The sequence below is a fragment of the Bradyrhizobium betae genome (genome assembly GCF_008932115.1).
Classification (GTDB): Bacteria; Pseudomonadota; Alphaproteobacteria; order Rhizobiales; family Xanthobacteraceae; genus Bradyrhizobium; species Bradyrhizobium betae.
On record NZ_CP044543.1, the window covers coordinates 4,193,651 to 4,219,497 of the forward strand.

The 25,847-nt window shown below is 63.7% G+C and carries 30 protein-coding genes; 18 read left to right on the plus strand and 12 right to left on the minus strand.

The features are described from left to right. Positions 1 to 9: 9 nt before the first annotated feature. The 9 genes from F8237_RS19905 to F8237_RS19940 all read right to left on the minus strand — a co-directional run bounded on the left by F8237_RS19905 (position 10) and on the right by F8237_RS19940 (position 7,945). Positions 10 to 987 (minus strand): type II secretion system F family protein, encoded by a 978-nt coding sequence (locus tag F8237_RS19905; protein ID WP_151647191.1) that lies wholly within the window; start codon positions 985 to 987, stop codon positions 10 to 12. Between the two features lie 16 nt (positions 988 to 1,003). Further along, positions 1,004 to 2,467 carry a TadA family conjugal transfer-associated ATPase gene (locus F8237_RS19910; RefSeq protein WP_151647193.1) on the minus strand — a complete coding sequence of 488 codons (1,464 nt, stop codon included), beginning with the start codon at positions 2,465 to 2,467 and terminating at the stop codon, positions 1,004 to 1,006. A gap of 21 nt (positions 2,468 to 2,488) precedes the next feature. Beyond that, on the minus strand, positions 2,489 to 3,754 hold the full coding sequence (locus F8237_RS19915; protein ID WP_151647195.1) for a CpaE/TadZ family protein: 1,266 nt from the start codon (positions 3,752 to 3,754) through the stop codon (positions 2,489 to 2,491). Next, a complete protein-coding gene (locus F8237_RS19920) occupies positions 3,751 to 4,485 on the minus strand; it encodes a CpaD family pilus assembly protein (protein ID WP_151647197.1) in 735 nt (244 codons plus the stop codon). Before F8237_RS19920 ends, F8237_RS19915 begins: the two co-directional genes overlap by 4 nt. A gap of 20 nt (positions 4,486 to 4,505) precedes the next feature. Then, positions 4,506 to 5,984, minus strand: coding sequence for a type II and III secretion system protein family protein (locus F8237_RS19925; RefSeq protein WP_162006386.1), 1,479 nt, complete (start codon positions 5,982 to 5,984; stop codon positions 4,506 to 4,508). 11 nt (positions 5,985 to 5,995) lie between these two features. After that, positions 5,996 to 6,793 (minus strand): Flp pilus assembly protein CpaB, encoded by a 798-nt coding sequence (gene cpaB / locus F8237_RS19930; protein WP_162006133.1) that lies wholly within the window; start codon positions 6,791 to 6,793, stop codon positions 5,996 to 5,998. 128 nt (positions 6,794 to 6,921) lie between these two features. Next, positions 6,922 to 7,446, minus strand: coding sequence for an A24 family peptidase (locus F8237_RS19935; RefSeq protein WP_143841879.1), 525 nt, complete (start codon positions 7,444 to 7,446; stop codon positions 6,922 to 6,924). Between the two features lie 123 nt (positions 7,447 to 7,569). Next, the gene (locus F8237_RS36390) at positions 7,570 to 7,710 is read right to left on the minus strand and encodes a hypothetical protein (protein WP_167527483.1); all 141 of its coding nucleotides are present in this window, start codon (positions 7,708 to 7,710) and stop codon (positions 7,570 to 7,572) included. Positions 7,711 to 7,780: 70 nt separating this feature from the next. Next, complete coding sequence (locus F8237_RS19940) at positions 7,781 to 7,945, minus strand: Flp family type IVb pilin (protein ID WP_151647203.1); 165 nt, start codon at positions 7,943 to 7,945, stop codon at positions 7,781 to 7,783. 267 nt (positions 7,946 to 8,212) lie between these two features. Between F8237_RS19940 and F8237_RS19945 the strand changes: the two genes are divergently transcribed. Together F8237_RS19945 and F8237_RS19950 are read left to right on the plus strand one after the other, a co-directional pair. Beyond that, a complete protein-coding gene (locus tag F8237_RS19945) occupies positions 8,213 to 9,040 on the plus strand; it encodes a sterol desaturase family protein (protein WP_151647205.1) in 828 nt (275 codons plus the stop codon). A 155-nt stretch (positions 9,041 to 9,195) separates the two neighbouring features. Continuing rightward, positions 9,196 to 9,693, plus strand: coding sequence for a pilus assembly protein N-terminal domain-containing protein (locus F8237_RS19950; protein ID WP_151647207.1), 498 nt, complete (start codon positions 9,196 to 9,198; stop codon positions 9,691 to 9,693). Between the two features lie 155 nt (positions 9,694 to 9,848). Here the strand turns inward: F8237_RS19950 and F8237_RS19955 are convergent, their stop codons facing one another. The 3 genes from F8237_RS19955 to F8237_RS19965 form a co-directional block, all read right to left on the minus strand. Then, positions 9,849 to 10,061, minus strand: a complete 213-nt coding sequence (locus tag F8237_RS19955) for a cold-shock protein (protein ID WP_014439634.1) — start codon at positions 10,059 to 10,061, stop codon at positions 9,849 to 9,851. Positions 10,062 to 10,329: 268 nt separating this feature from the next. Beyond that, positions 10,330 to 10,617 carry a translation initiation factor IF-1 gene (infA, locus tag F8237_RS19960; protein WP_008131890.1) on the minus strand — a complete coding sequence of 96 codons (288 nt, stop codon included), beginning with the start codon at positions 10,615 to 10,617 and terminating at the stop codon, positions 10,330 to 10,332. Positions 10,618 to 10,640: 23 nt separating this feature from the next. Continuing rightward, complete coding sequence (locus F8237_RS19965; protein WP_151647209.1) at positions 10,641 to 12,182, minus strand: DEAD/DEAH box helicase; 1,542 nt, start codon at positions 12,180 to 12,182, stop codon at positions 10,641 to 10,643. A gap of 507 nt (positions 12,183 to 12,689) precedes the next feature. Here F8237_RS19965 and urtA point away from each other — a divergent pair. The 16 genes from urtA to ureG all read left to right on the plus strand — a co-directional run bounded on the left by urtA (position 12,690) and on the right by ureG (position 25,605). Next, positions 12,690 to 14,012 (plus strand): urea ABC transporter substrate-binding protein, encoded by a 1,323-nt coding sequence (urtA, locus tag F8237_RS19970; protein ID WP_162006134.1) that lies wholly within the window; start codon positions 12,690 to 12,692, stop codon positions 14,010 to 14,012. 84 nt (positions 14,013 to 14,096) lie between these two features. Next, positions 14,097 to 15,704: an urea ABC transporter permease subunit UrtB gene (gene urtB / locus F8237_RS19975; RefSeq protein ID WP_151647213.1), complete on the plus strand. Its 1,608-nt coding sequence runs from the start codon at positions 14,097 to 14,099 to the stop codon at positions 15,702 to 15,704. Beyond that, a complete protein-coding gene (gene urtC, locus F8237_RS19980; RefSeq protein WP_151647215.1) occupies positions 15,701 to 16,867 on the plus strand; it encodes an urea ABC transporter permease subunit UrtC in 1,167 nt (388 codons plus the stop codon). Before urtB ends, urtC begins: the two co-directional genes overlap by 4 nt. A gap of 6 nt (positions 16,868 to 16,873) precedes the next feature. Then, the gene (gene urtD, locus F8237_RS19985; protein WP_014439639.1) at positions 16,874 to 17,635 is read left to right on the plus strand and encodes an urea ABC transporter ATP-binding protein UrtD; all 762 of its coding nucleotides are present in this window, start codon (positions 16,874 to 16,876) and stop codon (positions 17,633 to 17,635) included. 3 nt (positions 17,636 to 17,638) lie between these two features. Continuing rightward, positions 17,639 to 18,334: an urea ABC transporter ATP-binding subunit UrtE gene (urtE, locus tag F8237_RS19990; protein WP_151647217.1), complete on the plus strand. Its 696-nt coding sequence runs from the start codon at positions 17,639 to 17,641 to the stop codon at positions 18,332 to 18,334. 31 nt (positions 18,335 to 18,365) lie between these two features. Continuing rightward, positions 18,366 to 19,196, plus strand: a complete 831-nt coding sequence (locus F8237_RS19995; RefSeq protein ID WP_151647219.1) for an urease accessory protein UreD — start codon at positions 18,366 to 18,368, stop codon at positions 19,194 to 19,196. Between the two features lie 24 nt (positions 19,197 to 19,220). Then, positions 19,221 to 19,523: an urease subunit gamma gene (locus F8237_RS20000; RefSeq protein ID WP_151647221.1), complete on the plus strand. Its 303-nt coding sequence runs from the start codon at positions 19,221 to 19,223 to the stop codon at positions 19,521 to 19,523. A 9-nt stretch (positions 19,524 to 19,532) separates the two neighbouring features. Then, positions 19,533 to 19,838 carry an urease subunit beta gene (locus tag F8237_RS20005; RefSeq protein ID WP_151647223.1) on the plus strand — a complete coding sequence of 102 codons (306 nt, stop codon included), beginning with the start codon at positions 19,533 to 19,535 and terminating at the stop codon, positions 19,836 to 19,838. 197 nt (positions 19,839 to 20,035) lie between these two features. Next, positions 20,036 to 20,575 (plus strand): HD domain-containing protein, encoded by a 540-nt coding sequence (locus tag F8237_RS20010; RefSeq protein WP_151647225.1) that lies wholly within the window; start codon positions 20,036 to 20,038, stop codon positions 20,573 to 20,575. Beyond that, positions 20,572 to 21,090 (plus strand): hypothetical protein, encoded by a 519-nt coding sequence (locus tag F8237_RS20015; protein ID WP_151647227.1) that lies wholly within the window; start codon positions 20,572 to 20,574, stop codon positions 21,088 to 21,090. The genes F8237_RS20010 and F8237_RS20015 overlap by 4 nt, the downstream gene beginning before the upstream one ends. Positions 21,091 to 21,130: 40 nt before the next feature. Next, entirely contained in the window at positions 21,131 to 22,846 is a 1,716-nt protein-coding gene (gene ureC / locus F8237_RS20020) for an urease subunit alpha (protein WP_151647229.1), read from the plus strand. A 126-nt stretch (positions 22,847 to 22,972) separates the two neighbouring features. Further along, positions 22,973 to 23,272, plus strand: a complete 300-nt coding sequence (locus F8237_RS20025; protein ID WP_014439644.1) for a putative quinol monooxygenase — start codon at positions 22,973 to 22,975, stop codon at positions 23,270 to 23,272. 23 nt (positions 23,273 to 23,295) lie between these two features. Further along, on the plus strand, positions 23,296 to 23,595 hold the full coding sequence (locus tag F8237_RS20030; RefSeq protein WP_014439645.1) for a putative quinol monooxygenase: 300 nt from the start codon (positions 23,296 to 23,298) through the stop codon (positions 23,593 to 23,595). Positions 23,596 to 23,606: 11 nt separating this feature from the next. After that, positions 23,607 to 24,233: an urease accessory protein UreE gene (locus F8237_RS20035; RefSeq protein ID WP_151647231.1), complete on the plus strand. Its 627-nt coding sequence runs from the start codon at positions 23,607 to 23,609 to the stop codon at positions 24,231 to 24,233. Further along, a complete protein-coding gene (locus F8237_RS20040) occupies positions 24,214 to 24,942 on the plus strand; it encodes an urease accessory protein UreF (RefSeq protein WP_151650610.1) in 729 nt (242 codons plus the stop codon). Before F8237_RS20035 ends, F8237_RS20040 begins: the two co-directional genes overlap by 20 nt. Before the next feature lie 39 nt (positions 24,943 to 24,981). Beyond that, positions 24,982 to 25,605 carry an urease accessory protein UreG gene (ureG, locus tag F8237_RS20045; protein WP_151647233.1) on the plus strand — a complete coding sequence of 208 codons (624 nt, stop codon included), beginning with the start codon at positions 24,982 to 24,984 and terminating at the stop codon, positions 25,603 to 25,605. Positions 25,606 to 25,847: the final 242 nt, after the last annotated feature.

The window sequence follows — 25,847 nt, forward strand, 5'->3', positions numbered from 1 at the left end:
ACGGCACCATCAGAAATCGAAATTGATCATCTTCTTCATCACCAGGATGCCGATCGACATCCAGACGACGCAGGCGACCAGCATCAGCTGGCCGGTGGGATGAGTCCACAGCAGCGAGATATATTGCGGCGTCGAGAGATAGACGAGGAACATGACGATCGGCGGCAGCGAGCCGATGATGCCGGCCGAGGCCTTGGCCTCCATCGACATCGCCTGGATCTTCTCTTTCATCTTCTTGCGGTCGCGCAGCACCTTGGAGAGGTTGCCGAGCGCTTCGGAGAGATTGCCGCCCGACTTCTGCTGAATCGATACAACGATGCCGAAGAAATTGGCTTCCGGCAGCGGCATGCGATCATAGAGCCGCGTGCAGGCCTCGCCGAGCGGCATGCCGATCGCCTGCGTCTCGATAATCTGGAGGAACTCGCTGCGCAGCGGCTCCGGCGCGTCGGCCGCGACGACTTTGATCGATTCGAACAGCGGCAAGCCGGCCTTGATGCCGCGGACGATGACGTCGACCGCATCTGGCAGCGCCTTCAGGAATTTCGCTTCGCGCCGATTCTTCAGATAACCCAGCGCCCAGCGCGGCAAGCCGAAGCCGCCGGCGAAGGCGAGGCCGGCGGCACCGAGCATGCCGCCTCCGCCGAACAGAACGCCGGCGAAAAACACACCCGCCACGACAGCGGACACGATCCAGAATTTCTGCGGTGTCCAGTCGAGGCCTGCCTGTGACAGGCGGACGCTGAGCGGTACGCTCTTCTCCTGCTGGCGCCGCGCCTCGAGATCCTTGAGCGAGGTCTCGACCTGTTCGCGGCGCGATCGCTGGCTCTTTTCAGCTTGCTTGACCGCAGGCGCCTCTGCACGCGCGATCGACGCGCGGCGGCCTTCCGCCTTCCGTTCACCGGACAGGAGCGGATAGAGGAACACCCAGGCGATGCCGCCGACGGCGGCGGTGGCGAGGAAGGCGAGGGCGAGGACCTGGATGTTCATGACTGCGCCGATCTCATCATGTCTTCGGCGCGACTTCCGCCGCGTCGAGCGCAGCGGCAAGGCGTTTCTCGTCGCCGTAATAGCGCGCGCGCTCCCAGAACTTCGGGCGGCCGATGCCGGTCGAGCGATGCCGGCCGATGATCTTGCCGTTGGCGTCCTCGCCGACCATGTCGTAGAGGAAGATGTCCTGGGTGATGATGGTATCGCCTTCCATGCCCATCACCTCGGTGATGTGGGTGATGCGGCGCGAGCCGTCGCGCAAGCGCGCCGCCTGCACGATGACGTCGATCGAGGCGCAGATCATCTCGCGAATGGTGCGTGACGGCAGCGAGAAGCCGCCCATCGTGATCATGGATTCGCAGCGCGAAAGGGCTTCGCGCGGATTATTGGCGTGCAGCGTGCCCATCGAGCCGTCATGGCCGGTGTTCATGGCCTGGAGCAGGTCGAACGCCTCGGGTCCGCGGACCTCGCCGACGATGATGCGTTCGGGGCGCATACGCAGGCAGTTGCGCACCAGCTCGCGCATGGTGACCTGCCCCTCACCCTCGATGTTGGGCGGTCGGGTTTCCAGTCGCACCACGTGGGGCTGCTGGAGCTGGAGCTCGGCGGCGTCCTCGCATGTGATGACGCGTTCGTCGTGCTCGATATAGTTGGTCAGGCAGTTGAGCAGCGTGGTCTTGCCCGAGCCGGTACCGCCGGATATCAACACGTTGCAGCGGACGCGGCCGATGATCTGGAGGATCTCGGCGCCCTCCGGCGAGATCGCGCCGAACTTGACCAGCTGATCGAGCGTCAGCTTGTCCTTCTTGAATTTTCGGATGGTGAGCGTGGGCCCGTCAATCGACAGCGGCGGCACGATGGCGTTGACGCGGGAGCCGTCGGCGAGACGCGCGTCGCAGATCGGCGAGGATTCGTCGACGCGCCGGCCGACCTGGCTGACGATGCGCTGGCAGATGTTGAGGAGCTGCTGGTTGTCGCGAAAGCGGATGCCGGTCTTCTGGATCTTGCCGTTGACTTCGATGAAGACCGTGTTGGCGCCGTTGACCATGATATCGGCGATGTCGTCGCGCGACAGCAGCGGCTCGAGCGGACCGTAACCCAGCACGTCGTTGCAGATGTCGTCGAGCAGCTCTTCCTGCTCGGCGATCGACATCACGATGTTCTTGATCGCGATGATCTCGTTGACGATGTCGCGGATTTCCTCGCGCGCGGATTCAGAGTCCAGCTTGGCGAGCTGGGCAAGGTCGATGGCCTCGATCAGCGCGCCGAAGATGGTTGCCTTGACCTCGTAGTAATTGTCCGAGCGGCGGGACTCCATGGATGGCGCCGGCTTCGCCGGGGCGAGCGGCGGCGAGGCGATGGCCGGCGGGGGCGGCGCGCGCGACACCGCGGGCGCCGGAGCCTGGACAGGCTCTGGCGACACGGCGCCGGGCTTGGGAGCCCGAGTATCGGTGTCTGTTCCGCTACGCTTACCGAACACTTAACAACTCCATGCGGCGGCTTATTTTCCCCGCAACTTGTCAATCAGGGGTGAAAGCAGGGACGACTTTTGCTTCTTCGTCTCGCTGCGGCCGGTCAGGCGCTGGGCGATCTGAAGGAACATCTCGATCGATTTGTGGTTGGCCGAGATCTCCGCGATCATCTGGCCGTTGTTGGCGGCCGAGCCGAATATCTGCGGCTCGAACGGGATCGAGACGACCGGCTGGCTCTCGATCGCCTTGGCAAACTCCGCGGCGGCGATTTCGGGCCGTTTCGGGACGCCGACCTGGTTCAGGCAGTAGAGCGGCGGCCGGTCGTTGGGCCGAGAGGCCTTCAGGAGGTCGAACAGGTTCTTGGTGTTGCGCAAATTGGCGAGGTCGGGCGCCGCCACGATCAGGATGTCGTCCGCCCCGATCAGGGCGCGCTTGGTCCAGCCCGACCATTGGTGCGGAACATCGAGCACGATGCAGGGCATGGTGGAGCGCAACGTGTCGAACACGGCGTCGAAGGCGTCGGTGCCGAAATCATACACCCGGTCGAGCGTCGCGGGCGCCGCCAACAGGCTGAGATGATCGGTGCATTTCGACAGCAGGCGGTCGATGAAGGCGGTATCGACCCGATCCGGCGAGAACACGGCGTCCGCAATACCTTGCGGCGGGTCCTGGTTGTAGTCGAGCCCGGCGGTGCCGAAGGCAAGGTCGAGATCGGCAACGACCGCGTCCATCGCGAGATCGCGCGCGATCGCCCAGGCGACGTTGTGGGAGATGGTGGACGCGCCGACGCCGCCCTTGGCGCCGACCACTGCGATGATACGGCCGACTGCCTTGGCTTCCGGCGCGGAGAACAGGTTGCAGATCGAGCGCACCACGTCGATCGCGCCGACCGGCGCGAGCACATAGTCGCTGACGCCGCGGCGCACCAGCTCGCGATAGAGCGTGACGTCGTTGATGCGGCCGATCACGACTACGCGGGTGCCGGCGTCGCAGACCGTGGCGAGATGGTCGAGCCCGCTCAAGAGGTCGTTGCGGCCATCGCTCTCGAGCACGATCACGTTCGGCGTGGGAGCCGAGCGGTAGGCTTCGATCGCGGCCGCCATGCCGCCCATCTGGATCTTCAGATGGGCCTTGCCGAGGCGGCGGTCCTCGCCGGCCGACTGCACTGCGGCTGCTGTCTCCACGGTCTCGCAGAACGCCTGGACCGACACGCGCGGCGCGGGCGCAATATGTTCCTCGACCGGGGGAGGCGCATCCGGCTGCTCTTCTTGAGTCTGGCGAGCGTAGCTGATCATTTGCCGGTATCGCTGAGTTTGGCCTTGTCGGCTTCAGGATAGGTGGTCGCTGTCGTCACTCCCCTGCGATACTTCTCGAAGGCCGTGGTGCGACGCGCCGTGTAGGACGGCGTTTCGGGCCGCGGCTGCTCGAGGTCCGACGGATTGTCGACCATCGCAGCGAGGTTGCGCTGCGAGGCGCAGCCGTAATTGTAGTAGTCCTTGTTCTCGAACCAGCTCTTGTTCTTCATCGAGGGGCCGATGTCCTCCGGCCAAAGTCCACAGGGACCCGCGACCGCGGCGATCCTGGAATAGGTGAGCCGGATCGGTGGCAGGAAACGCTTGTCTTCCGGCTGGTAGGGGCGAACGCTGACTCCGCGCGGTGGAACACCTGCCGCCGCCAGCATCGCCTGGATTTCGCGCATCGTGTCTGCGACCGGACGCGCGTTGGGCGTGCCGGATGGTGCGTCGATACGGATGGCGCCGGTACCCTCGTGCAGCCAGGCCGATGCGACGCCCATCACGTCGGCGCGCTGGGCCGCGGTCAGCCCGCCGCGGGCGTGGCCGACGAAGACGACGATCGAGCGGTTCTGTTCCTCGATCGCGATCGGGTGACGTTGCTTGTAGTCGTCGGGAATCGAGGCGGTGGTCACTTCGTCGTGCTGGCAGCCGCCGAGTGCAAGCGCGATACCGACAAGCACGCCACCGAAGCCGATGGCGCGTTTGCGAATCTGGGGTGGTCTTGTGATCATAACTGGGTCCCCGTTCCGCATCAGTCGGTGATGAAGCCGTATGTGCCGCGGTAGTTCTTGGCCGGCTCGGTTTTGCCGGGCACGCCGTAGATGCGGTTGATATTGCCGATCAGCTCGGCCTGCGGATCCGCAGGCGCGGCGAAGCCGTCATCCGGCCGCGACAGGTCCTTCGGCGCGACCGCGCGAACGACATAGGGCGTCACGATCACGACCAGCTCGGTGCTGTTGTTGACGAAGTCGCGGCTGCGGAACAGCGTGCCGAGGATCGGAAGCTGCATCAGTCCCGGCAATCCGCTGACCGCCTGCTTGGTCTGCTGCTGGATCAGGCCGGCCATCGCCATCGCGCCGCCGGAGGGAATTTCCAGCGAGGTCTCCGCGCGCCGGGTCTTGATCGAGGGCACCGTCAGCGAGTTCACCGACGTCGAGGTCACGGCCTGAGACAGCGTGATCGCATTCTCGTTCGACAGCTCCGAGACCTCGGTCATCACGCGCAGGCTGATCTTGCCCTCGCTCAGCACCACGGGGGTGAAATTGAGCGAGATACCGAACTTCTTGAAGCTGATCTGGGTGGTACAGACATGCGTAGTGGGATCGCACGAATAGCCCGCCGGGACCGGGAATTCACCGCCGGCGAGGAATGTCGCTGACTCGCCCGAGATCGCGGTCAGGTTCGGCTCGGCCAGCGTCCGGATCACGCCTGCCGTTTCCATCGCGCGCAGGGTCGCCTGCACCGACGGTGTCGCGCCGAATTTCGTGGTCAGTGCGTTACCATCCACCAGGTTCTTGCCGAGAGCCGTGAAGGGGTTCGAGTTGGAGAAACTCACCACCGACGTGCCGTAGTTCAGGTTCGCGGTGAGGTCGATGCCGAGCTGCTTGACCACGGTGCGCGCAACCTCGGCGACCGTTACCTTCAGCATGACCTGGTCGCGGCCGCGGACCACGATCGAATTCACCACCTTGTCGATGCCGCCGGTAAGGCGCACGGCGAGATCGTTGGCCTGCTGTGCTTCCAGCGGATTCGCCGCCGTGCCGGTCAGGACGACGCCGTCGCCGAGCCCGTCGATCTGGATGTCGGAGTTGGGCAGGACCTGCTTCAGCGCGGCCCGAAGGCCATTGAGGTCGCGCTTGACCGCGATGTCATAGGCCGCGATCTGCTGGCCGGCGGAGTCGAAGAACACGATGTTGGTCTGACCGACCGAGGCGCCGATGATGTAGGCGCGCTGCGATGACCGCACCACCGCATTGGCGATCTTTGGATCGGCGACAAGCACGTCCTTGATGTCGCGCGGCAGGTCGATCACGATCGACTTGCCGACGCCGAGCGAGAGGAAGCGTGCGTTCATCTGGCCGTCGGCGGCTGCGACCTGCGCAACGGGCCGGTAGTCGGCGGCGACCACGGGCGTGAGCACCGGGTTGAGCGTCAGTGCGAAGACGGCCGAAAACGACAGGGCGCGGACCACAGAGGTCCGCATCGTTGCCAGATCTGCCCCGCATTTCATATCGACAGTCCTCATTGTGCCTTCGCCGTCGAGCTTGGGATACCGTAGCGAATGATCGAAACGCTATCGCGCTTCCGCGTGGAGTCATCGAGCGTGATCTCGCTCATCTTGACGTCGACGATGCTGCGCAGCGCCAGCGACAGCGTGCCGCTCTGCCGGGCCGCGGACAACGTCGCGGTCTGGGCGGGATTGAGCTCGAGGGTGACGGTCTTGCCGATCACCGCGTTCTGGCCGTCCTTCTCCTTCGGCGCCTGGTCGATCGCCAGCACGCGGACATTGGCCAGGATGATCTCGGACGTCACGATGTCCTGGGCGGCGGCGCTCTGGTCGGGATTCTTGAGGCGGCGCGTCAGAAGCACGTCGACGCGATCGTTCGGCAGGATGAAGCCGCCGGCGCCGGTCTCCGGCGAGATTTCGGTCGAGATCGCGCGCATGCCGGTCGGCAGGATCGCGGCCATGAAGCCGGAGCCCTCGGCCTTGACCAGCTTCTGGTCGCGGATCGGTTCACCCTGGATGAAAGGGGCGCGCGCAATCGAGCCGGTGACCTGGGTCACGCCCTCGGGACGCTCGTTGCGGCGGATGAAGGTGGCGCTGGCGGTCGCAGCCGGCCAGGTCTGCCATTGCACGTCTTCCGGCTTCACGGTCTGGCCGAGGCCGATGTCGTTCTTGGCCACCAGGACGTCGACGGTCGGAAGCTGCGCGACCGGAGCCGCCGGTGGCGGCGCAGTGTCCGAGCCGCTCGCCAGGTACGCGGCGACACCGCCGGCGCAGATGGCGACCGTCAGGACGACAATGCGTGCCCTATTCATACGCTTCACTTTCCAACAAAACGCCGCGACGCTGCCGCCGCCGTAATCGGCAGTTGACCAGCTATTCGTCAAAGCATGGTTAATGAGGCGTATCTAAATCGCCTTAACGCCGGGTTTACCCGGTGTGTTCAGCGCAGTGCGAGATGGGCAAGGTCGATCGCCTTCACCCATTCGGTCTCCGGGTAGACCGTCAGCGCGCCAAGCGTGAGCGCGATGCCATACGGAATCCCGCTCTCCTTGGCGTGCAGCCGTGCGAGCCAGGCCTGGCCCGCCAGTCCGTAAGGCAGCGGCCATTGCCGGAACTGGAGCAGGAGCAGCGTCAGCGCTCCGCCGAACAGCGAAGCGTACAGCAGGAAATCCATCAACTGGGCGAAGCCGAACCAGAGCGCAACGGAAGCTGCGATCTTGGCGTCCCCGCCGCCCATCCAGCCCATCGCAAAGCAGGTGAAGGCCACGGCCAGGAGCAATGCACCGGCGCCGACATGGGTCAGCATCTCGTAAGGTGCCATGCCACCGGCAAGAGCGAGCACGAAGAAGCCGGCGACCAGCGCCAGCGACACGCGGTTCGAGATGGTCATCGTGAAGAGATCGCTCGCGGCGGCGAATGCCATCAGGGCCGGGAAGAGCAGAAGGCGCGCAAGGTCGAGGATCATGGGCTGCGTCTTGAGCCTGGGTTCGTCGCGGGATCGAAGCGTCGCCGCATGCTAGCCGGCAGTGCTAAACAAACCGAAAACGGAGGCTGCGGCTTTGTGTGCGGGAAGCCGCCGATGGCCCGCTCACCAAATGCTGGCAATGCGCAACGCGATGGCGGCCATCGCAACCAGCAGCGCGAGGCAAACCCAATAGGCCGGCGTCTCGGTTGACGCCGTCTCGCTGGCCGCAACCGCGGCATCGGTTCTGTACTTGCGCAACGCCACTTGAACTCGCCGTACTCAAAAAAACAAAGGCCCCGGAGATCCGGGGCTTTTGCCATCGTTGGTCGGTCGCTTACTTCAGCGAAGAGCTGATCGAGCCGAACTTGGTGTTCAGCGAGGTGCCGAGATTGTTGACGACCGTGATGATGGCCAGCGCGATGCCGGCGGCGATCAGGCCGTACTCGATGGCGGTGGCGCCGGATTCATCCTTCGCGAAACGTGCAATCAGGTTCTTCATGAACTAAACTCCATCGGGGGTTGGATCGCCTCGTTCGGCGCTGTGATTGACGCGATGACCATGTGAGCCGAGCTCTTTCGGTAGAGTTAATTCGATCGCTCAAACCCGTTTCCTGCCCGATGCTTTTGCCCAGAGTGAATTTCGCCTTAAGGCGGCCGTTGAATTTCGTTCCGGCTCCAAATGCAGCGCAATCGCCGCCGACTTCATCCTCCCTTAAATTTCGCGGAGTAGGCCTAGGCAGGATCAGGATTCGGAAGAGAGGCGACGATGTCCAGCTTACCCATGCAGGTCGCCCTGATGCTCGGCGAGACCATCGAGAAGGTGATCCCCGTCACCTTCGTGCTCGCGGCGGTCTTCACCGTGCTCGAGCATTTCTGGGCGTGCAATCCCGGCGCGCCGTGGTGGCGCAAGCGCGAGATCATCACCGACATCTGCTACTGGTTCTTCGTTCCGGTGTTCGCCCGCACCATGCGGATCGGGCTTCTGATCGTCGGTGCCGGTGCCCTCTTCAACATCCACGACGCCGACGAGCTCATCGCCTTCTACGACGATGGCCATGGCCCGCTGGCGCAATTGCCGCTGTGGCTGCAGGCCGTCCTGTTTCTGGTGCTGTCTGATTTCATGCTGTACTGGGTGCACCGGCTGTTCCACGGCGGCGGGTTCTGGAAGTACCACGCCATCCATCATTCGTCGGAAGAGATCGGCTGGATTTCCGCGGCCCGGTTCCATCCCGTCAATCTCTTGCTCGGGACGATCAGCGTCGACGTCGTGCTGCTGATAGCCGGCATTTCCCCGAACGTCATGATCTGGGTCGGCCCATTCACCACCTTCCATTCGGCCTTCGTGCACGCCAACCTGAACTGGACCTTCGGGCCGTTCAAATATGTGCTGGCGACGCCGGTGTTCCACCGCTGGCACCACACGGGGCTCGAAGTGGGCGGCGACACCAATTTCGCCGGGACGTTCCCGATCTGGGATGTGCTGTTCGGTACCTTCCGCATGCCCGCGGGCGAACTGCCGAAGGATTACGGCAAGGACGAAGCGACCATGCCGAAGGAGATCGCCGGCCAGCTCGCCTATCCGTTCCGCCAGTAGCCGACCTTCTGGGGCAGCAAAACGCCAGTCCGTTCAAACAATAGTCGGCGAGTTTGCGGAACGTTCACGAATTAAGGGCAGGTTAGCCGGGTCGGGCACCGGCTCCGCTGTATCTAGTCGCTTCTGCCGGTTTGTGACGTCCCGGGGGTAAGAGTATGCGTAAAGAGTTGCTGCGCCGCCATGCGCGCGTTTGTCTTCTGGTCGCGGCCGCGGTGCTGGCATCGCCGGCTGCCGGCCTTGCCGAGCCCACTGCCGAGACCATCGCCGTCAATGTCGACCAGGCCAAGCTGGTCCGGCTCCCCGGCAAGGTGGCGACCATCGTGGTCGGCAATCCCCTCATCGCCGACGTCACGCTCCAGCCTGGCGGCATGATCGTCGTGACCGGGAAGGGCTACGGTGCCACCAATTTCATCGCGCTCGACCGGGGCGGCGAGATCCTGGTCGACCGCCAGATCCAGGTCGAAGGTCCGAGCGACCGGCTCGTCACCGTCTACCGCGGGATCGAGCGCGAGTCCTATAGCTGCATGCCGGTCTGCCAGCGCCGCGTGACGCTGGGTGATAGCGACACCTATTTCAACAACACGATGAGCCAGGCCGGTTCGCTGAGCAGCAGTGCCAGCGGTGGTGCCGGCGCGGGCGCCAAACCCAACTAGACTAAGCAGGGCTAGTTGGCGGGTTGGCCCGGGCAGGATCGTCTGATCCTGTAGAGCGCGCAGGCTTCCTTCGGACATGAAAAAAGGCCGTGCATTGCGCACGGCCTTTTCCTTTGGCTTGCTGGAGAACCGATACGGGCCGAAGGCCCGCAGGCTCAACCTGCGGCGCGGAGATTGTCCGCTGCCGACTTGCCGGAACGGCGGTCGGCCACGATCTCGTAGGAGATCTTCTGGCCTTCGCGCAGCGAGCCGAGGCCGGCGCGCTCGACGGCGCTGATGTGTACGAAAACGTCCTGGCCGCCGTCGTCGGGCTGGATGAAGCCGAAGCCCTTGGTCGCGTTAAACCACTTCACGGTTCCCATGCTCATGGGGTAGTCCCTTCTCAGATCACACAATGTCAAAGCCCGCTCGCGCGGGCAGGTTAGATCGAATTTTTGGAAGGGTCGTCAGCGTGTCTGAACCGGCTGTACCGGTGGATGCTAATGTCGTCCGGCCGAAAATCGATTAGCTCATTTTATTGGAGTTAGAGCCCCAAAACAATCCTGACGTGCACGATTTTTTGATCCGCCGTGCGCGCACGGCGGATCAGAATACAGGCCGGAATTTTAGTTCCGTGCTTGCGCGCGGATTGGCCGTTTAGCGGCGACGGAACTGGCCGCCGCGCTGTCCGGGACGGGGAGGTCCGCCCACGCCACTGGGACGCTCGTCCTTGTGACGGAAAATCAGCCGGCCCTTCTCGAGGTCATAGGGCGACATCTCCACCGTCACGCGGTCACCCGCCAGCGTCTTGATGCGGTTCTTCTTCATCTTGCCGGCGGTGTAGGCAACGATCTCGTGTCCGGCGTCGAGTTGCACGCGGTAGCGCGCGTCGGGGAGGATTTCGGTGACCAGTCCTTCGAACTGGATCAGCTCTTCCTTAGCCATGAATATCTCCAGGTCGTGGACGGCTAGTGCGAATGGGGTTTGCGGTTCGGTTGGGCAGTCGGCCGACTCTCACGGCGCAAAAAGGCCACGCCTTGTATCCCATCAGATGCTCCGGCGCTATGCGCGGAACGCTGTTCTGAACGGTCGTTTTGCGACGAATGCCCCTTCCCACCGGAGTGAGGGCGACGAGGCCCCTTCGAGGTCTTCGGGCCGTTGCCAGGCCTGCTGTCAGCGCGCCGGCCTTCACCGGGCCGTCCTTCGCCCTGCTTGCTGGCGCTGTGGTGGCGTCCGTCGGAATGCCGTTCGTCGTTACGCCGTCCTTCACCGCTCCGCGCGCCTTGCGGACGCTGGCCCGGGCGGCCTCCGCGGCCCTGTCGTTGCTGCGCCGGGGGAGGACCCGCATCGCGGCGGCCGGCGTCGGTGCGGAGATCCTCACGCGGCAGTGCGACCTTGATCAGCCGCTCGATGTCGCGGAGATAGGCAAGCTCCTCGCCGCCTGCGACCAGAGAGATCGCGGTGCCTTCGGCGCCGGCGCGTGCGGTGCGGCCGATGCGGTGCACATAGGTCTCGGGCACGTTGGGCAGGTCGAAATTGATGACGTGGGTGATGCCGTCGACATCGATGCCGCGGGCGGCGATGTCGGTGGCGACCAGGGTGCGGATATCGCCGGAGCGGAACTGGGCGAGCGTGCGCTCGCGATGGTTCTGCGACTTGTTGCCGTGGATGGCGCTGGCGGGAATGCCGGCCTTCTCGAGCGTCTTCACGACCTTGTCGGCGCCGTGCTTGGTGCGGGTAAAGACCAGCGCGCGGTTGACCGGCTCCTGCTTCAGCAGCTGGGCGAGGAACGCCGGCTTGGCGGAGAAGTCGACCTGGATAATGCGCTGCTGGATCCGCTCCACGGTCGATGAGACCGGAGTCACCGCGACGCGGGCGGGGTCACGCAGCATGGCGTCGGCGAGCTCGGCGATGTCCTTCGGCATGGTGGCCGAGAAGAACAGTGTCTGCCGCTTGATCGGCAGCTTGGCGACGATTTTGCGGATGTCGTTGATGAAGCCCATGTCGAGCATACGGTCAGCTTCGTCGAGCACCAGGAATTCGACGCTTGAAAGCTTCAGCCCGTTGCTCTGCACGAGGTCGAGCAGGCGACCGGGCGTGGCGACCAGCACGTCGACGCCCTGCATCAGGGAGCGGACCTGGCGGCCCATCGGCACGCCGCCGATGGCGAGCATCGAGGACAGGCGGATGTGACGGCCATAAGCGTTGAAGCTGTCGAGGATCTGGCCGGACAGCTCGCGGGTCGGTGAGAGCACCAGGACGCGGCAGGTCTTGGGCTGCGGCTTGATGCGGTTCTCGAGCAGGCGATGCAGGATCGGCAGCGCGAAGGACGCGGTCTTGCCGGTTCCGGTCTGGGCGATGCCGACGACGTCCCGGCCGGTCAACGCCGTAGGAATGGTCTGGGCCTGGATGGGGGTGGGGGTGACGTATTTCTCTTCGGCGAGAGCACGGGCGATGGGTTCGGCGAGGCCGAAGTCCTGAAACGAATTCAAAAGATGGGTTCTTTCCATGTCAAAAGCGGGCAGCCGGCGCTTTCAGCGCGGCGCGCGCAAAAGGGTGTCTAGAAGACACCTGCGTGTTTAGGGTGTCGGATGGCTTGGGAGATATGGGGCAAGCCAGAGGCCCGGAGGGGCTTAAGAACACGCGGCTCGCAACGACCCCTTGATTCGAAAAGAGGTCTCGTGAGCTCATATGGAACATCGAGGGGGCGCTTTCAAGGCAAGTCTTCGCCAAAGGGCGATTGCAGTGCAAAAATAGTTGTGCCGGAAAATTAGACATAGGCACCGATTTGCTCAAAAAACGGACTGACTGCCGCATTGGCATACATTTTATTGGCCCAATTTTTAGGCGTTTGACTTGTGTCGAAACTTGGATTGCGGTAAAATTGTCTAGTCTGACCAATAGGTTGGCATGTGCTCAGCCCATGGCATGGTTCTTGCGATTCCGTTAATCGCAGGCGGCCGTGGGGCCGTTTCGCAGCGTCTTTTTCACGTCTGCGTCAGGGAGATGATACAATCATGCTTACCAAATCCACTCACGATATAGCGGCTTCATTTAGCCGCCGCGGTCTTTTCGCCGCGACCGCCGGACTGATGCTCGGTCTGGCTTCCATTTCCGGTGCAAAGGCCGCGGACGACACCATCAAGGTCGGTGTGCTTCACTCTCTCTCCGGCACCATGGCCATCAGCGAAACCACGCTGAAGGACACCATCCTCTTCCTGATCGACGAGCAGAACAAGAAGGGCGGCGTGCTTGGCAAGAAGCTCGAAGCCGTGGTCGTCGACCCCGCCTCGAACTGGCCGCTGTTCGCCGAAAAGGCCCGCGAGCTGATCACCAAGGACAAGGTCGCGGTCGTGTTCGGCTGCTGGACCTCGGTGTCGCGCAAGTCGGTGCTCCCGGTATTCAAGGAGCTGAACAACATCCTGTTCTACCCCGTGCAGTACGAGGGCGAAGAGTCCGAGCGTAACGTGTTCTACACGGGCGCTGCACCGAACCAGCAGGCGATCCCCGCCGTCGACTATCTGATGAAGGACGAGAAGGTGAAGCGCTGGGTGCTCGCGGGCACCGACTACGTCTATCCGCGCACCACCAACAAGATCCTGGAAGCCTATCTGAAGTCGAAGGGTGTCGCCCAGGAAGACATCATGATCAACTACACGCCGTTCGGTCATTCCGACTGGCAGACGATCGTGGCCGACATCAAGAAGTTCGGCTCGGCCGGCAAGAAGACCGCGGTGGTTTCGACCATCAACGGCGACGCCAACGTTCCCTTCTACAAGGAGCTCGGCAACCAGGGCATCAAGGCCAAGGACATCCCGGTCGTGGCGTTCTCGGTGGGTGAGGAAGAGCTCGCCGGCATCGACACCAAGCCGCTGCTCGGCCATCTTGCCGCCTGGAATTACTTTCAGTCGATCAAGTCGCCGGAGAACGAGAAGTTCATCAAGGCGTGGCAGGCCTACACCAAGAATCCGAAGCGCGTGACCAACGATCCGATGGAAGCGCACGTGATCGGCTTCGACATGTGGGTCAAGGCGGTCGAGAAGGTGAAGTCCACCGATCCCGACAAGGTCATCGACGCTCTCCCGGGCATCGAAGCCAAGAACCTGACCGGCGGCACCTCCAAGATGCTTCCGAACCACCACATCACCAAGCCGGTATTCATCGGCGAGATCAAGGCGAACGGTCAGTTCGACGTGGTCTGGAAGACCCCGGGCCTCGTGGCCGGCGACGCCTGGTCGAAGGAGCTCGATGGCTCCAAGGACCTGATCGGCGATTGGGTCGGCAAGAAGTGCGGCAACTTCAACACCAAGACCAACAAGTGCCTCGGCTCGGGTTCCTGATCCGGATCTGACGCTCCACTTCACGACCGGAGAAGGCGGCTATCCCGCCGCCTTCTCCACCATTTTCTGCCGGGGTCATTCACAGTGTCAGCCAATTTTCCCGCCCGTCTCGGTTCGCTCCTGCTCTCGTTATTTTTGATTGCGTTCGCACTGCCTGCCTTCGCTGGTCCATTCGAGGATGCGGTCGCCAAATTTGCCAACGATGATTATTCCGACACGGAAGAGGCGATCGGCGTGGTCGCGGGCAGCGGCAATCCGCTGGCCTTCCCCATCATCAGCGCGCTCCAGGACGGCCGGCTCATGGCCGACCTCGATAGCAAAAAGGTTTACGTCACCGGCGCCGACGGCAAGTCGATCGACGCCGCGACCGGCCAGCCCGTTGCCAGCGTTCCCGACAGCGCGAGCGCGGTCCGCCTCAACAACCGCCTGCGTCGCAGTGTCGATGCTGCGATCGGCGGCCTGACGCTGCAGTCTCCGGACATCGGAACGCGGCTGCAGGCCGCGCAATCCGTCTTCAAGTCGCATGAGGAGACTGCGCTCGAGGCGGTCGATGGCGCGCTCGTCAAGGAGACCAACAAATCCGTCAAGGCTGCGCTCGGCGACGCCCGTGCGGCGATCCTGCTGTTCAAGTCGGACGCCACCGAGGTCGAGAAGCTCGAAGCGGTCGCCACCCTCAAGGCGCGCGGCGACCAGGAGGCGATGGCCCTGCTCACCGGCATGGGCGATCAGCCGGCCTCGGTAACGAAGGCCGCCGCGAGCGCGATCGGCTCGATCCAGAGCTCGCTCGCGGTCTGGTCCACGGTTCAAAATGCCTGGTACGGCCTCTCGCTCGGCTCGGTGCTGCTGCTCGCGGCGATCGGGCTGGCCATCACCTTCGGCGTGATGGGCGTCATCAACATGGCGCATGGCGAGATGGTGATGATTGGCGCCTACACCACCTTCGTGGTGCAGGAGGTAATCCGCACCCGCTATCCCGGCCTGTTCGACTATTCGCTGCTGATCGCCGTGCCGCTCGCCTTTCTCGTCGCTGGTGCGCTCGGTGTCGTGATCGAGCGCAGCATCATCCGCTTCCTCTATGGTCGTCCGCTGGAAACGCTGCTCGCGACCTGGGGCCTGTCGCTGGTGCTGCAGCAGGCGGTGCGCACCATGTTCGGCCCGACCAATCGCGAGGTCGGCAACCCCTCCTGGATGAGCGGCGCGTTCGAGCTCGGTCAGATCACCATCACCTATAACCGGCTCTGGATCCTCGTCTTCACGCTCGCGGTGTTCGCGATCCTGCTCGCGATGCTGCGCTATACCGCGCTTGGTCTCGAGATGCGCGCAGTGACGCAGAACCGCCGCATGGCCGCCTCGATGGGCATCGCCACCTCGCGCGTCGATGCGCTGACCTTCGGTCTCGGCTCGGGCATTGCGGGCATCGCCGGCGTCGCGCTGTCGCAGATCGACAATGTCAGCCCCAATCTCGGCCAGAGCTACATCATCGACAGCTTCATGGTCGTGGTGTTCGGCGGCGTCGGCAATCTCTGGGGCACGCTGGTCGGCGCCTTCACGCTCGGCATCGCCAACAAGTTCCTGGAACCCGTTGCCGGCGCCGTGCTCGGCAAGATCGCGATCCTGGTTCTCATCATCCTGTTCATTCAAAAGCGCCCGCGCGGGCTGTTCGCGCTCAAGGGCCGTGCGGTGGAAGCATGACCCCTCACATGCTGACGCGATCGCTGGACCGCGGCGCGACGATCTTCCTCGCCGTCGTCGCGGCCTGCGGAATTCTCATCCCGCTGTCCAACCTGCTGCTGCCCGCGGGCTCGTTCCTGCAGGTGCCGACCTATCTGGTCGCGCTCTGGGGCAAATATGTCTGCTACGCCATCCTGGCGCTCTCGATCGACCTGATCTGGGGCTATTGCGGCATTCTCTCGCTCGGCCACGGTGCCTTCTTCGCGCTCGGCGGCTACGCCATGGGCATGTACCTGATGCGGCAGATAGGCACCCGCGGCGTCTACGGCAATCCGATCCTGCCCGACTTCATGGTGTTCCTGAACTATTCGAAGCTGCCCTGGTACTGGTATGGCTTCGACATGTTCTGGTTCGCGGCGCTGATGGTGCTGTTCGTGCCCGGCCTGCTCGCCTTCTGCTTCGGCTGGCTCGCCTTCCGTTCCCGCGTGACCGGCGTCTATCTGTCGATCATCACGCAGGCGATGACCTATGCGCTGCTGCTCGCCTTCTTCCGCAATGATTTCGGCTTCGGCGGCAACAACGGCTTGACCGATTTCAAGGACATTCTGGGCTTCAACGTGCAGGCCGAGGGCACCCGCGCCGCGCTGTTCGCGCTGAGCTGCCTCGCGCTGATCGTCGCCTTCCTGATCTGCCGTTCCGTCGTATCCTCCAAGCTCGGCAAGGTTCTGATCGCAATCCGCGACGCGGAATCGCGCAGCCGGTTCCTCGGTTACCGCGTCGAATCCTACAAGCTTTTCGTGTTCACGCTGTCGGCCTGCATGGCCGGTGTCGCCGGCGCGCTCTATGTGCCGCAGGTCGGCATCATCAATCCATCCGAATTCGCGCCGGGCAATTCGATCGAGGCGGTGATTTGGGTGGCGGTCGGCGGTCGCGGCACGCTGATCGGCGCGGCGCTCGGCGCCGTCGTCGTCAACTACGCCAAGACGTTCTTTACCTCGGGCATGCTCGCGCCTTACTGGCTGTTCATGCTCGGCGCGCTGTTCATCCTGGTGACGCTGCTGCTGCCGAAGGGCATCGTCGGCACCTTTAATGCCTGGTGGGACCAGTCGAAGGAAAAGCGCGCCGCGACCGCGGCGAGTGCCGCGGCCGAAGACGGCGTCACCGAACCTGACATGGCGGAGTAGGCGGCAATGAACGTCATGGACACCCGCGCAACTTCCGCGATGCTCTATCTCGACGGCGTGCACGTCTCGTTCGATGGCTTCCACGCCATCAACAACCTGTCGCTGACGCTCGAACCCGGCGAAATGCGCGCCATCATCGGCCCGAACGGTGCCGGCAAGACCACGATGATGGACATCATCACCGGCAAGACCAAGCCCGACGAGGGCACGGTGCTGTTCGACGGCGTCACCGACCTGACGCGGCTGGACGAGACTCGCATCGCCGAGCTCGGCATCGGCCGCAAATTCCAGAAGCCGACGGTGTTCGAGAGCCAGACCGTGCAGGACAACCTCCTGCTCGCGCTCAATGTCGATCACAGCGTCAAGGGCACGCTGTTCTGGCGCGGCAGCAAGGCCGAGTCCGAGAGTATCGACAAGGTGCTGGAGACGATCCGCCTCACCGAGGCGCGCAACCGCCTCGCCGGCAGCCTCAGCCACGGCCAGAAGCAGTGGCTCGAGATCGGCATGCTGCTCGCGCAGGATCCGAAGCTCCTGCTGGTCGACGAGCCCGTCGCGGGCATGACCGACGTCGAGACGCATCTCACGGCGGAACTGCTGAAAGAGATCAACAAGACCCACACCGTGATGGTGGTCGAGCACGACATGACGTTCGTGCGCGAGCTCGGGGTCAAGGTGACCTGCCTGCACGAAGGCACGGTGCTCGCGGAAGGAACCATCGACCAGGTCTCGTCCAACGAGCGGGTCATCGAAGTGTATTTGGGACGCTGAGCAATGCTTGAGGTCAAGGACATCAACCTGTTCTACGGCGCGGCGCAGGCGTTGCGCGGCGTCTCGATCGCCGCAGAGCCCGGCAAGGTCACCTGCGTGCTCGGGCGCAACGGCGTCGGCAAGACCTCGCTCCTGCGTGCCATGGTGGGGCAGTATCCGATTTCCTCGGGTGCGATCATGCTCGACGGCAGCGACATCACCGGGCTTAAGCCCTATGAGCGGGCGCGCAAGGGCATCGGCTTCGTGCCGCAGGGCCGCGAGATATTTCCGCTGCTGACGGTCGAGGAGAACCTCAAGACCGGCTTCGGTCCGCTCAAGCGCGAGGATAAGCACATTCCTGACGATGTGTTTTCGCTGTTCCCGGTGCTGCAATCCATGCTCGGCCGGCGCGGCGGCGACCTCTCCGGCGGCCAGCAACAGCAGCTCGCGATCGGGCGTGCACTGGTGATGCGGCCAAAGCTGCTGCTGCTCGACGAGCCCACCGAAGGCATCCAGCCCTCGATCATCAAGGACATCGGCCGCGCCATTTCCTATCTGCGCAACCTCGGCAGCATCGCGATCGTGCTGGTCGAACAATATCTCGACTTTGCCTGCGAACTCGGCGACAGTTTCGCGGTGATGGATCGCGGCGCGGTAAAATTCACCTGCGACCGATCCAATCTCGACCCGGCCGAAATCAGCCGCCAGATGGCGCTGTAAGTCATTCCGACGCGGCCGGCTGGGGAGGCGGATGCGGAGCGACCTATCAGTCACATCAGGAGTTTTCGAGGCCAACCGTGCCCGTGGCGCTGTTCGCTTCGACGTCCACGCGCGCGATGGCGTGACGCGGCGCGGCGTCCTGCATGAGTCCGGCTCCCTGCGCGTGCGCTTTCCTTCGCCGGAGGGCGAGGGACTCTCCGGCGTGTTCGTCAACACGGCCGGCGGTGTCGCTGGCGGCGATCGCTTCGACATCGAAATCACGGCCGCTGACGCCGCGCGGCTGACGCTGACCACGGCGGCGGCAGAAAAGATCTACCGCGCGCCGGGACAGGCGGCAGAGCTCAGTATCGCGCTCAAGGTCGGCGCCGGCGCGCATCTCGGCTGGCTGCCGCAGGAGACGATCCTGTTCGATCGCGCCCGGGTTCATCGCCGCTTCGATATCGCGCTCGACGAGACCGCTTCGCTCCTGCTTTGCGAGATCGTCGTGTTCGGCCGTACCGCGATGGGCGAGCGGATGGAGCAGGGCGAGTTCGTCGACCGCTGGCGGCTCGCCCGCGGCGGCAAGCTGGTGTTCGCCGAGACTGTCAGGCTCGATGGCAATATCGGCGCGAAACTTGGGCGATCAGCGGTGGCCAATGGCGGCGCCGCGATCGGTACGGCGCTGATCGTTCCCGGCGACGAGGCGCTGGTTGAGCGTATCCGCGAGGCGTCGGACTCCTTCTCCGGCGAGGTCGGGATATCCGCCTGGAATGGATTTGCAATGGCGCGGTTCTGTGCCCAAGATGCGGCGCGCCTGCGTGCCGACATGATGGCCGTGCTGGCGCGCACCGGTGCGGCGCTGCCGCGGCTCTGGTTGAATTGAAGTGTTGAACGGAAGAGATTTCGCATGAACCTGTCTCCCCGCGAAAAGGACAAGCTTCTGATCTCGATGGCGGCGATCGTGGCGCGCCGGCGGCTGGATCGTGGCGTCAAGCTCAACCATCCCGAGGCGATCGCGATCATTTCCGATTTCATTCTCGAAGGCGCACGCGACGGCCGCACCGTCGCCGAGCTGATGCAATCCGGCGCGCAGGTGCTGACCCGCGACCAGGTGATGCCGGGCATTCCCGAGATGATCCACGACATCCAGGTCGAGGCGGCCTTTCCGGACGGCACCAAGCTCGTCACCGTGCACGAACCGATCAGGTAGGAGGGAAGCATGATCCCCGGCGAACTCTTCATCCAGGACGGCGAGATCGAGCTCAATGCCGGCCGCAAGACGGTGACGCTGACGGTGGCCAATACCGGCGACCGCCCGATCCAGGTCGGCTCGCACTACCATTTCTTCGAGACCAACCCGGCGCTGAAATTCGACCGCAAGAAATCCCGCGGCATGCGCCTCGACATCGCCGCCAGCACCGCCGTCCGCTTCGAGCCCGGCCAGACCCGCGACGTCCAGCTCGTCGCCGTGGCGGGGAAGAAGACGATCTATGGTTTTCGCGGCGAGGTGATGGGGAAACTGTGAGCGTGATGAGCGCGAGCGCAACGCGACGCGATTGAGATGAGTGCCGTGAGCTACAGTGAGGTGAGCGCAACTGTCTCGCTCCCTCCCCCCTTGCGGGGGAGGGCAGGGGAGGGGGGTCTGCCGCGAACTCGGACCCAAGTAACTTCGCGAGCCTGCGTCGACCGCGGATGTTGCCATCAAGGAGCGGTGTGACCTCGATGCTGCCCGCCATCCGTCTCATCTCTAAAGCCGCTGAGCTGGCCGCGCGCCGGCACAATGGTATGGCGCGCAAGGGGCGGGGGAACGAACCTTACATCAATCACCTCGCGGAGGTTGCGAACCTGCTCGCGACCGCGACCGACGGTGCCGATGCCGAGCTCGTCGCAGCCGGCTGGCTGCACGATGTCATCGAGGACACCGACACCACGCGGGACGAAATCGCGCAAAGATTCTCCGACCGGGTCGCCTCGCTCGTCGTCGAATGCACTGACGACATGAGCCTGCCGAAGGCCGAGCGGCGGCAGAAACAGATTGCGGACGCTCCGCACAAATCGCCAGGCGCCAAGCTGATCAAGATCGCCGACAAGATCAGCAACATCGGGGCGCGCATCCATTCCGATCCGTCCGCCGAAGAGCTCGAGGATCTCGCCGACTACACCGGCTGGGCTGAGAAAGTCGTTGCCGGATGTCGAGGCGGCAACGGCGCGCTCGACCGGATCTTTGACGACACCGTCGAGCTTGCAAGGAGCACGCTATGACGGACTGGCTGCGCATGTCGATTTGCATTGGCGCGGTTGCCGTTGTTGCATCGGTTGCGCTCGGCTCCAGCGCGCGTGCGGCCGAAGGCGACGTCCAGTGGCGCGTCTCCGATCAGGACCATAGCGCGCTTCTCGTCACTGCGGACAGTGAGGCCACCGACAATTTGGGTCCGTTGCTATTCCACTGCAAGAAGGGCTCCGGAAGGGCCACAGCCGAAGGCGACATGAGCGAAGACGCACGGAGCGCCATCGCGGCGACGATGCTTCACGATGAGGAGCCAAATCTCGTGGTGACGCCCGAGGATGCCAGCGCCTTCGGACCCGAGTTTTTCACCGGCATGAACGGATGGCGCTATCGTTTCCAGCTGTCTGTGACAGGGCCTGCGTTCGAGCAGTTCGAACGCACCGGTGGTTTCCGCTTCAAGCTCGGCGATAGCTCGGTCAGCAGCGATTTCAAGTTGGGCCTGGAGAACATTCGCAAGTTCCAAGAGCTCTGCAAGCGTCCCGCCACATGAACCGTTCACGTCGAATTCAATCCCGGAGTTGGAGCACACCATGTCCGTCAAGATGAAGCGTTCCGTCTATGCCGACATGTTCGGCCCGACCACCGGCGACAAGGTGCGGCTGGCCGACACCGATCTCATCATCGAGGTGGAGAAGGATTTCACCACCTATGGCGAGGAGGTGAAGTTCGGCGGCGGCAAGGTGATCCGCGACGGCATGGGGCAGTCGCAGGTCACCAACAAGCAGGGCGCGGCCGACACGGTCATCACCAATGCGCTGATCGTCGATCACCGGGGCATCGTGAAGGCCGATGTCGCCATCAAGGACGGCATGATTTCGGCGATCGGCAAGGCCGGCAATCCCGACATCCAGCCGGGCGTCACCATCATCATCGGCCCCGGCACCGACGTGATCGCGGGCGAAGGCAAGATCCTCACCGCCGGCGGCTTCGACAGCCACATCCATTTCATCTGCCCGCAGCAGATCGAGCACGCGCTGATGTCCGGCGTCACCTCGATGCTGGGCGGCGGCACCGGCCCGTCGCACGGCACTTTCGCGACCACCTGCACGCCGGGGCCGTGGCACATGGGGCGGATGATCCAGTCGTTCGACGCCTTCCCGGTCAATCTCGGCATCTCCGGAAAGGGCAATGCCTCGCGGCCAGCAGCCCTGGTCGAGATGATCAAGGGCGGCGCCTGCGCGCTGAAGCTGCACGAGGATTGGGGCACGACGCCGGCTGCGATCGATAACTGCCTGTCGGTGGCCGACGATTACGACATCCAGGTGATGATCCACACCGACACGCTGAACGAATCCGGCTTCGTCGAGGATACGATCAAGGCCTTCAAGGGCCGCACCATCCACGCCTTCCACACCGAGGGCGCCGGCGGTGGTCATGCCCCTGATATCATCAAGGTCGCAGGGCTCAAGAACGTGCTGCCGTCCTCGACCAATCCGACGCGCCCCTTCACGCGCAATACCATCGACGAGCATCTGGACATGCTGATGGTGTGCCACCACCTCGATCCCTCGATCGCGGAAGATCTGGCGTTCGCCGAGAGCCGTATCCGCAAGGAGACCATCGCGGCCGAGGACATCCTGCACGATCTCGGCGCGCTCTCGATGATGTCGTCGGATTCCCAGGCCATGGGCCGCCTTGGTGAGGTCATCATCCGGACATGGCAGACCGCGGACAAGATGAAGAAGCAGCGCGGATCGCTGCCGCAGGACAAGGGCAGGGACAACGACAATTTCCGCGTCAAGCGCTACATCGCCAAATACACCATCAATCCGGCGATCGCGCACGGCGTGTCGAAGCTGATCGGCTCGGTGGAGAAGGGCAAGCTCGCCGATCTCGTGCTGTGGTCGCCGGCCTTCTTCGGCGTCAAGCCGGATTGCATCGTCAAGGGCGGTATGATCGTCGCAGCTCCGATGGGCGATCCCAACGCCTCGATCCCGACGCCGCAGCCGGTGCACTACCAGCCGATGTTCGGCGCCTTCGGCAAGGCGCGCACGGCGTCGTCGGTGGTGTTCACGTCGAAAGCCGCGATCACCGGTGGCCTGGCGCGCAAGCTCGGCATCGAGAAGAAGCTCTATGCGGTCCAGAACACCCGCGGCAAGATCTCCAAGAAGAGCATGATCCACAACGACGCCACGCCCAATATCGAGGTCGATCCGGAGACCTATGAGGTCCGCGCCGACGGCGAATTGCTCACCTGCGCACCCGCCGAGGTGCTGCCGATGGCGCAGCGATATTTCATGTACTGAAATAGCGCCTCAACGCATGTCCCGAGCGCATATCCGGGTGGTCTTTCCGGTTTTGCGTTCGGTCCCGCCTGGTCTAAGGTCCCGCCCGGTATCGTGAACCCAGAAGAAAAGCCGGGAGGATTTCTCGTGATCTACGTCGTTGCCACCCTGACCATCAAGCCCGAGACGCGCGCCGAATTCATTGCAGCCGCCACCGCCTGCATCAAGGAGACGCGGAAAGAACCCGGCAATATCGCCTATGACCTGCATGAGAGCGTCACCGATCCCGCCAAGATGGTGTTCGTCGAGCAGTGGGAGAATGCCGAGGCCCTGGTGCCGCATCGTGGCATGGAGCACATGAAGACCTTCGGCCGCGTCGCGGTGAAGTGCTTTACGGCCCCGCCGAAGATCGAAGTGATCACGCCCGAGAAGGTCGACGTCCGCTAACAAGAACAACAGGGAACAATCCCATGATCTACGTCATCGCCACCACGCCCATGAAGCCGGAAAACAAGGACGACTTCATCAAGGGACACAAGGCCTGCACCGTCGAGACCCTCAAGGAGAAGGGCTGCATCTCCTATGACGGCAATGTCAGCGTCAACAACCCCAATCAATATGTGGTGGTCGAGCGCTGGGAGACCCGCGACGATCTCACCGCGCATGCCAAGGCGCCGCACATGAAGGTGTGGCGCGAATATTCCGCGCAGATGAAGACGGGACCGACGGTGATCGAGATCATCAGCGACGGCAAGGTCGAGAAGCTCTGAGGATATAGCGCATGATCCGGGCGACGCAGGTCAAAGGACAGCACCGCTTCACCGAAGCCGCAGCGGATACGGTCGTGCTCGATTTCGACGATCGGCACCGCCGCCGCATGGCGATGACGGGGACGCGGGGCCTCGAGTTCCTGCTCGACCTGGAGAATGCCGTCGCGCTGCGCGGCGGCGACGCGCTGGTGCTGGAAGACGGCCGGCTGGTCGAAGTGGTCGCGGCGCCCGAGCCGCTGCTCGAGATTCGCGGCCACGATCCGCATCATCTCATCCGCGTTAGCTGGCATCTCGGCAACCGCCATTTGCCGACGCAGATCATGGCCAAGAGCCTGCGCATCCGCCGCGACCACGTCATCGAGGCCATGGTGAAAGGCCTCGGCGCGCGCGTGATCGAGATCGAGGCTCCGTTCGATCCGGAAGGCGGCGCCTATGCCGACGCCAGCCACGCGCATGGCCACGACGAACACGCCCATCACGATCACGGTCATGATGATCACGGGCACGGTCACCATGATCATCACGGCCATGACCATGCCGCGCATGACCATGGCCACGATCACCACCACCATCACGACGAGCATTGCGACCATCCCGACCATCATCACGGCCACAAGCATGCTCATGACCACAAATGAGCCGGTTCGTGCCGGTGACCTCGCCGAGCGCGAGGCGGCGGCGCTGTACCGGCTGATGACATGGCTGTCGCCGGCGTTTCCGGTCGGCGGGTTCTCCTATTCCAGCGGCATCGAATGGGCGGTCGAGGCGGGCGATATCATCGACATTGCGACGCTCGCGGACTGGCTCGACGCGATGCTCGGCGACGGCTCCGGCTTTTGCGATGCGACGTTCCTGGTCCATGCTTACCGGGCCGCTGAGGCCGGCGAGGAGAGCACTCTAAACGATATCGCCGAACTCGCCGCCGCCTTCGTGCCGTCGCGCGAGCGGCAACTCGAGACGACCTCGCAGGGCCGCGCCTTCGTCGAGATCTCTCGTGCCGCATGGGACGCGGAGGGCCTCGATGCCATGGTTGCGGCGTGCGGCGCGCCACTGGTCTATCCCGTCGCCGTGGGCCTGGTTGCCGCGATGCACGGCGTGCCGCTGGCACCGACCCTGCACGCCTTTCTTCATGCGCTGGTTTCGAACTGGATCTCCGCAGCCAGCCGCCTCGTTCCGCTCGGCCAGACCGACAGCCAGCGCGTGCTGGTGAGGCTGGAAGCCGTGGTCGCCGCGACCGCCAATCGTGCGCTGAATGCGACATTGGACGATCTCGGCGGCGCGACGTTTCGCGCCGATCTCGCCAGTCTCCGGCACGAGACGCAATATACGCGGCTGTTTCGGTCGTGAGCAGTGCGGCCTTCACCCCATCAAGAGAGAACGAGTGATATGTCGAAATCTCACGGCCCCTTGCGTGTCGGCGTCGGTGGCCCGGTCGGATCGGGCAAGACCGCGCTGATGGACCTGCTCTGCAAGACCATGCGCGAGCGCTATGACATCGCCGCGATCACCAACGACATTTACACCAAATGGGACGCGGAATTCCTGGTGCGCTCGGGCTCGCTGACGCCCGACCGCATCGCCGGCGTCGAGACCGGGGGCTGCCCGCACACGGCGATCCGCGAGGACGCCTCGATGAATCTGGCCGCGGTCGCGGACATGCGTGCGAAATTCCCCGGCCTTGATCTCGTGCTGATCGAATCCGGCGGCGACAATCTCGCTGCCACTTTTTCCCCGGAATTGGCCGACCTCACCATCTACGTCATCGACGTCGCCGCCGGCGACAAGATCCCGTCCAAAGGCGGCCCCGGCATCACCCGGTCGGATCTTCTGGTCATCAACAAGATCGACCTCGCGCCCCATGTCGGCGCCTCCCTGGAGAAGATGGACACGGACGCCAAGCGGATGCGCGGCGCGCGCCCCTTCGTCATGACCAATCTGAAGAAGAGCGAGGGGCTCGACCAGATCGTCGGTTTCATCGAGGCCAAAGGTGGCTTGAAGCGGGCGGGCTGATGGCGCGACGACATGGCGCACGTGGTTTCCGCCGTTGACGCCCGTGGGAGGCCGTATTTGCGGAACAAATTTCGGACACGGGGATTAACTACCTCCGTTGTCCGAAGCGAAGCCGTCATGGCCAGCCCATCGGCCGGGCGGATTAAGCTTTTCAGGCAACCGAAGTTGCGTACTGATGCCTCCTCATTCATTATCTCCGGTACTGGGGTCCACTCTGTTTCGGCACAGTCCCGTTCGAGCGG

Excerpts from the sequence above, each read along its gene's own strand:
- F8237_RS19905 (WP_151647191.1), bottom strand. The coding sequence starts at position 987 with ATGAACATCCAGGTCCTCGCCCTCGCCTTCCTCGCCACCGCCGCCGTC.
- F8237_RS19915 (WP_151647195.1), bottom strand. The coding sequence starts at position 3,754 with ATGATCAGCTACGCTCGCCAGACTCAAGAAGAGCAGCCGGATGCGCCT.
- F8237_RS19920 (WP_151647197.1), bottom strand. The coding sequence starts at position 4,485 with ATGATCACAAGACCACCCCAGATTCGCAAACGCGCCATCGGCTTCGGT.
- F8237_RS19925 (WP_162006386.1), bottom strand. The coding sequence starts at position 5,984 with ATGAAATGCGGGGCAGATCTGGCAACGATGCGGACCTCTGTGGTCCGC.
- cpaB (WP_162006133.1), bottom strand. The coding sequence starts at position 6,793 with ATGAATAGGGCACGCATTGTCGTCCTGACGGTCGCCATCTGCGCCGGC.
- F8237_RS19935 (WP_143841879.1), bottom strand. The coding sequence starts at position 7,446 with ATGATCCTCGACCTTGCGCGCCTTCTGCTCTTCCCGGCCCTGATGGCA.
- F8237_RS19940 (WP_151647203.1), bottom strand. The coding sequence starts at position 7,945 with ATGAAGAACCTGATTGCACGTTTCGCGAAGGATGAATCCGGCGCCACC.
- F8237_RS19945 (WP_151647205.1), top strand. The coding sequence starts at position 8,213 with ATGTCCAGCTTACCCATGCAGGTCGCCCTGATGCTCGGCGAGACCATC.
- F8237_RS19950 (WP_151647207.1), top strand. The coding sequence starts at position 9,196 with ATGCGTAAAGAGTTGCTGCGCCGCCATGCGCGCGTTTGTCTTCTGGTC.
- F8237_RS19955 (WP_014439634.1), bottom strand. The coding sequence starts at position 10,061 with ATGAGCATGGGAACCGTGAAGTGGTTTAACGCGACCAAGGGCTTCGGC.
- infA (WP_008131890.1), bottom strand. The coding sequence starts at position 10,617 with ATGGCTAAGGAAGAGCTGATCCAGTTCGAAGGACTGGTCACCGAAATC.
- F8237_RS19965 (WP_151647209.1), bottom strand. The coding sequence starts at position 12,182 with ATGGAAAGAACCCATCTTTTGAATTCGTTTCAGGACTTCGGCCTCGCC.
- urtA (WP_162006134.1), top strand. The coding sequence starts at position 12,690 with ATGCTTACCAAATCCACTCACGATATAGCGGCTTCATTTAGCCGCCGC.
- urtC (WP_151647215.1), top strand. The coding sequence starts at position 15,701 with ATGACCCCTCACATGCTGACGCGATCGCTGGACCGCGGCGCGACGATC.
- urtD (WP_014439639.1), top strand. The coding sequence starts at position 16,874 with ATGAACGTCATGGACACCCGCGCAACTTCCGCGATGCTCTATCTCGAC.
- urtE (WP_151647217.1), top strand. The coding sequence starts at position 17,639 with ATGCTTGAGGTCAAGGACATCAACCTGTTCTACGGCGCGGCGCAGGCG.
- F8237_RS19995 (WP_151647219.1), top strand. The coding sequence starts at position 18,366 with ATGCGGAGCGACCTATCAGTCACATCAGGAGTTTTCGAGGCCAACCGT.
- F8237_RS20000 (WP_151647221.1), top strand. The coding sequence starts at position 19,221 with ATGAACCTGTCTCCCCGCGAAAAGGACAAGCTTCTGATCTCGATGGCG.
- F8237_RS20005 (WP_151647223.1), top strand. The coding sequence starts at position 19,533 with ATGATCCCCGGCGAACTCTTCATCCAGGACGGCGAGATCGAGCTCAAT.
- F8237_RS20010 (WP_151647225.1), top strand. The coding sequence starts at position 20,036 with ATGCTGCCCGCCATCCGTCTCATCTCTAAAGCCGCTGAGCTGGCCGCG.
- F8237_RS20015 (WP_151647227.1), top strand. The coding sequence starts at position 20,572 with ATGACGGACTGGCTGCGCATGTCGATTTGCATTGGCGCGGTTGCCGTT.
- ureC (WP_151647229.1), top strand. The coding sequence starts at position 21,131 with ATGTCCGTCAAGATGAAGCGTTCCGTCTATGCCGACATGTTCGGCCCG.
- F8237_RS20030 (WP_014439645.1), top strand. The coding sequence starts at position 23,296 with ATGATCTACGTCATCGCCACCACGCCCATGAAGCCGGAAAACAAGGAC.
- F8237_RS20035 (WP_151647231.1), top strand. The coding sequence starts at position 23,607 with ATGATCCGGGCGACGCAGGTCAAAGGACAGCACCGCTTCACCGAAGCC.
- F8237_RS20040 (WP_151650610.1), top strand. The coding sequence starts at position 24,214 with ATGCTCATGACCACAAATGAGCCGGTTCGTGCCGGTGACCTCGCCGAG.
- ureG (WP_151647233.1), top strand. The coding sequence starts at position 24,982 with ATGTCGAAATCTCACGGCCCCTTGCGTGTCGGCGTCGGTGGCCCGGTC.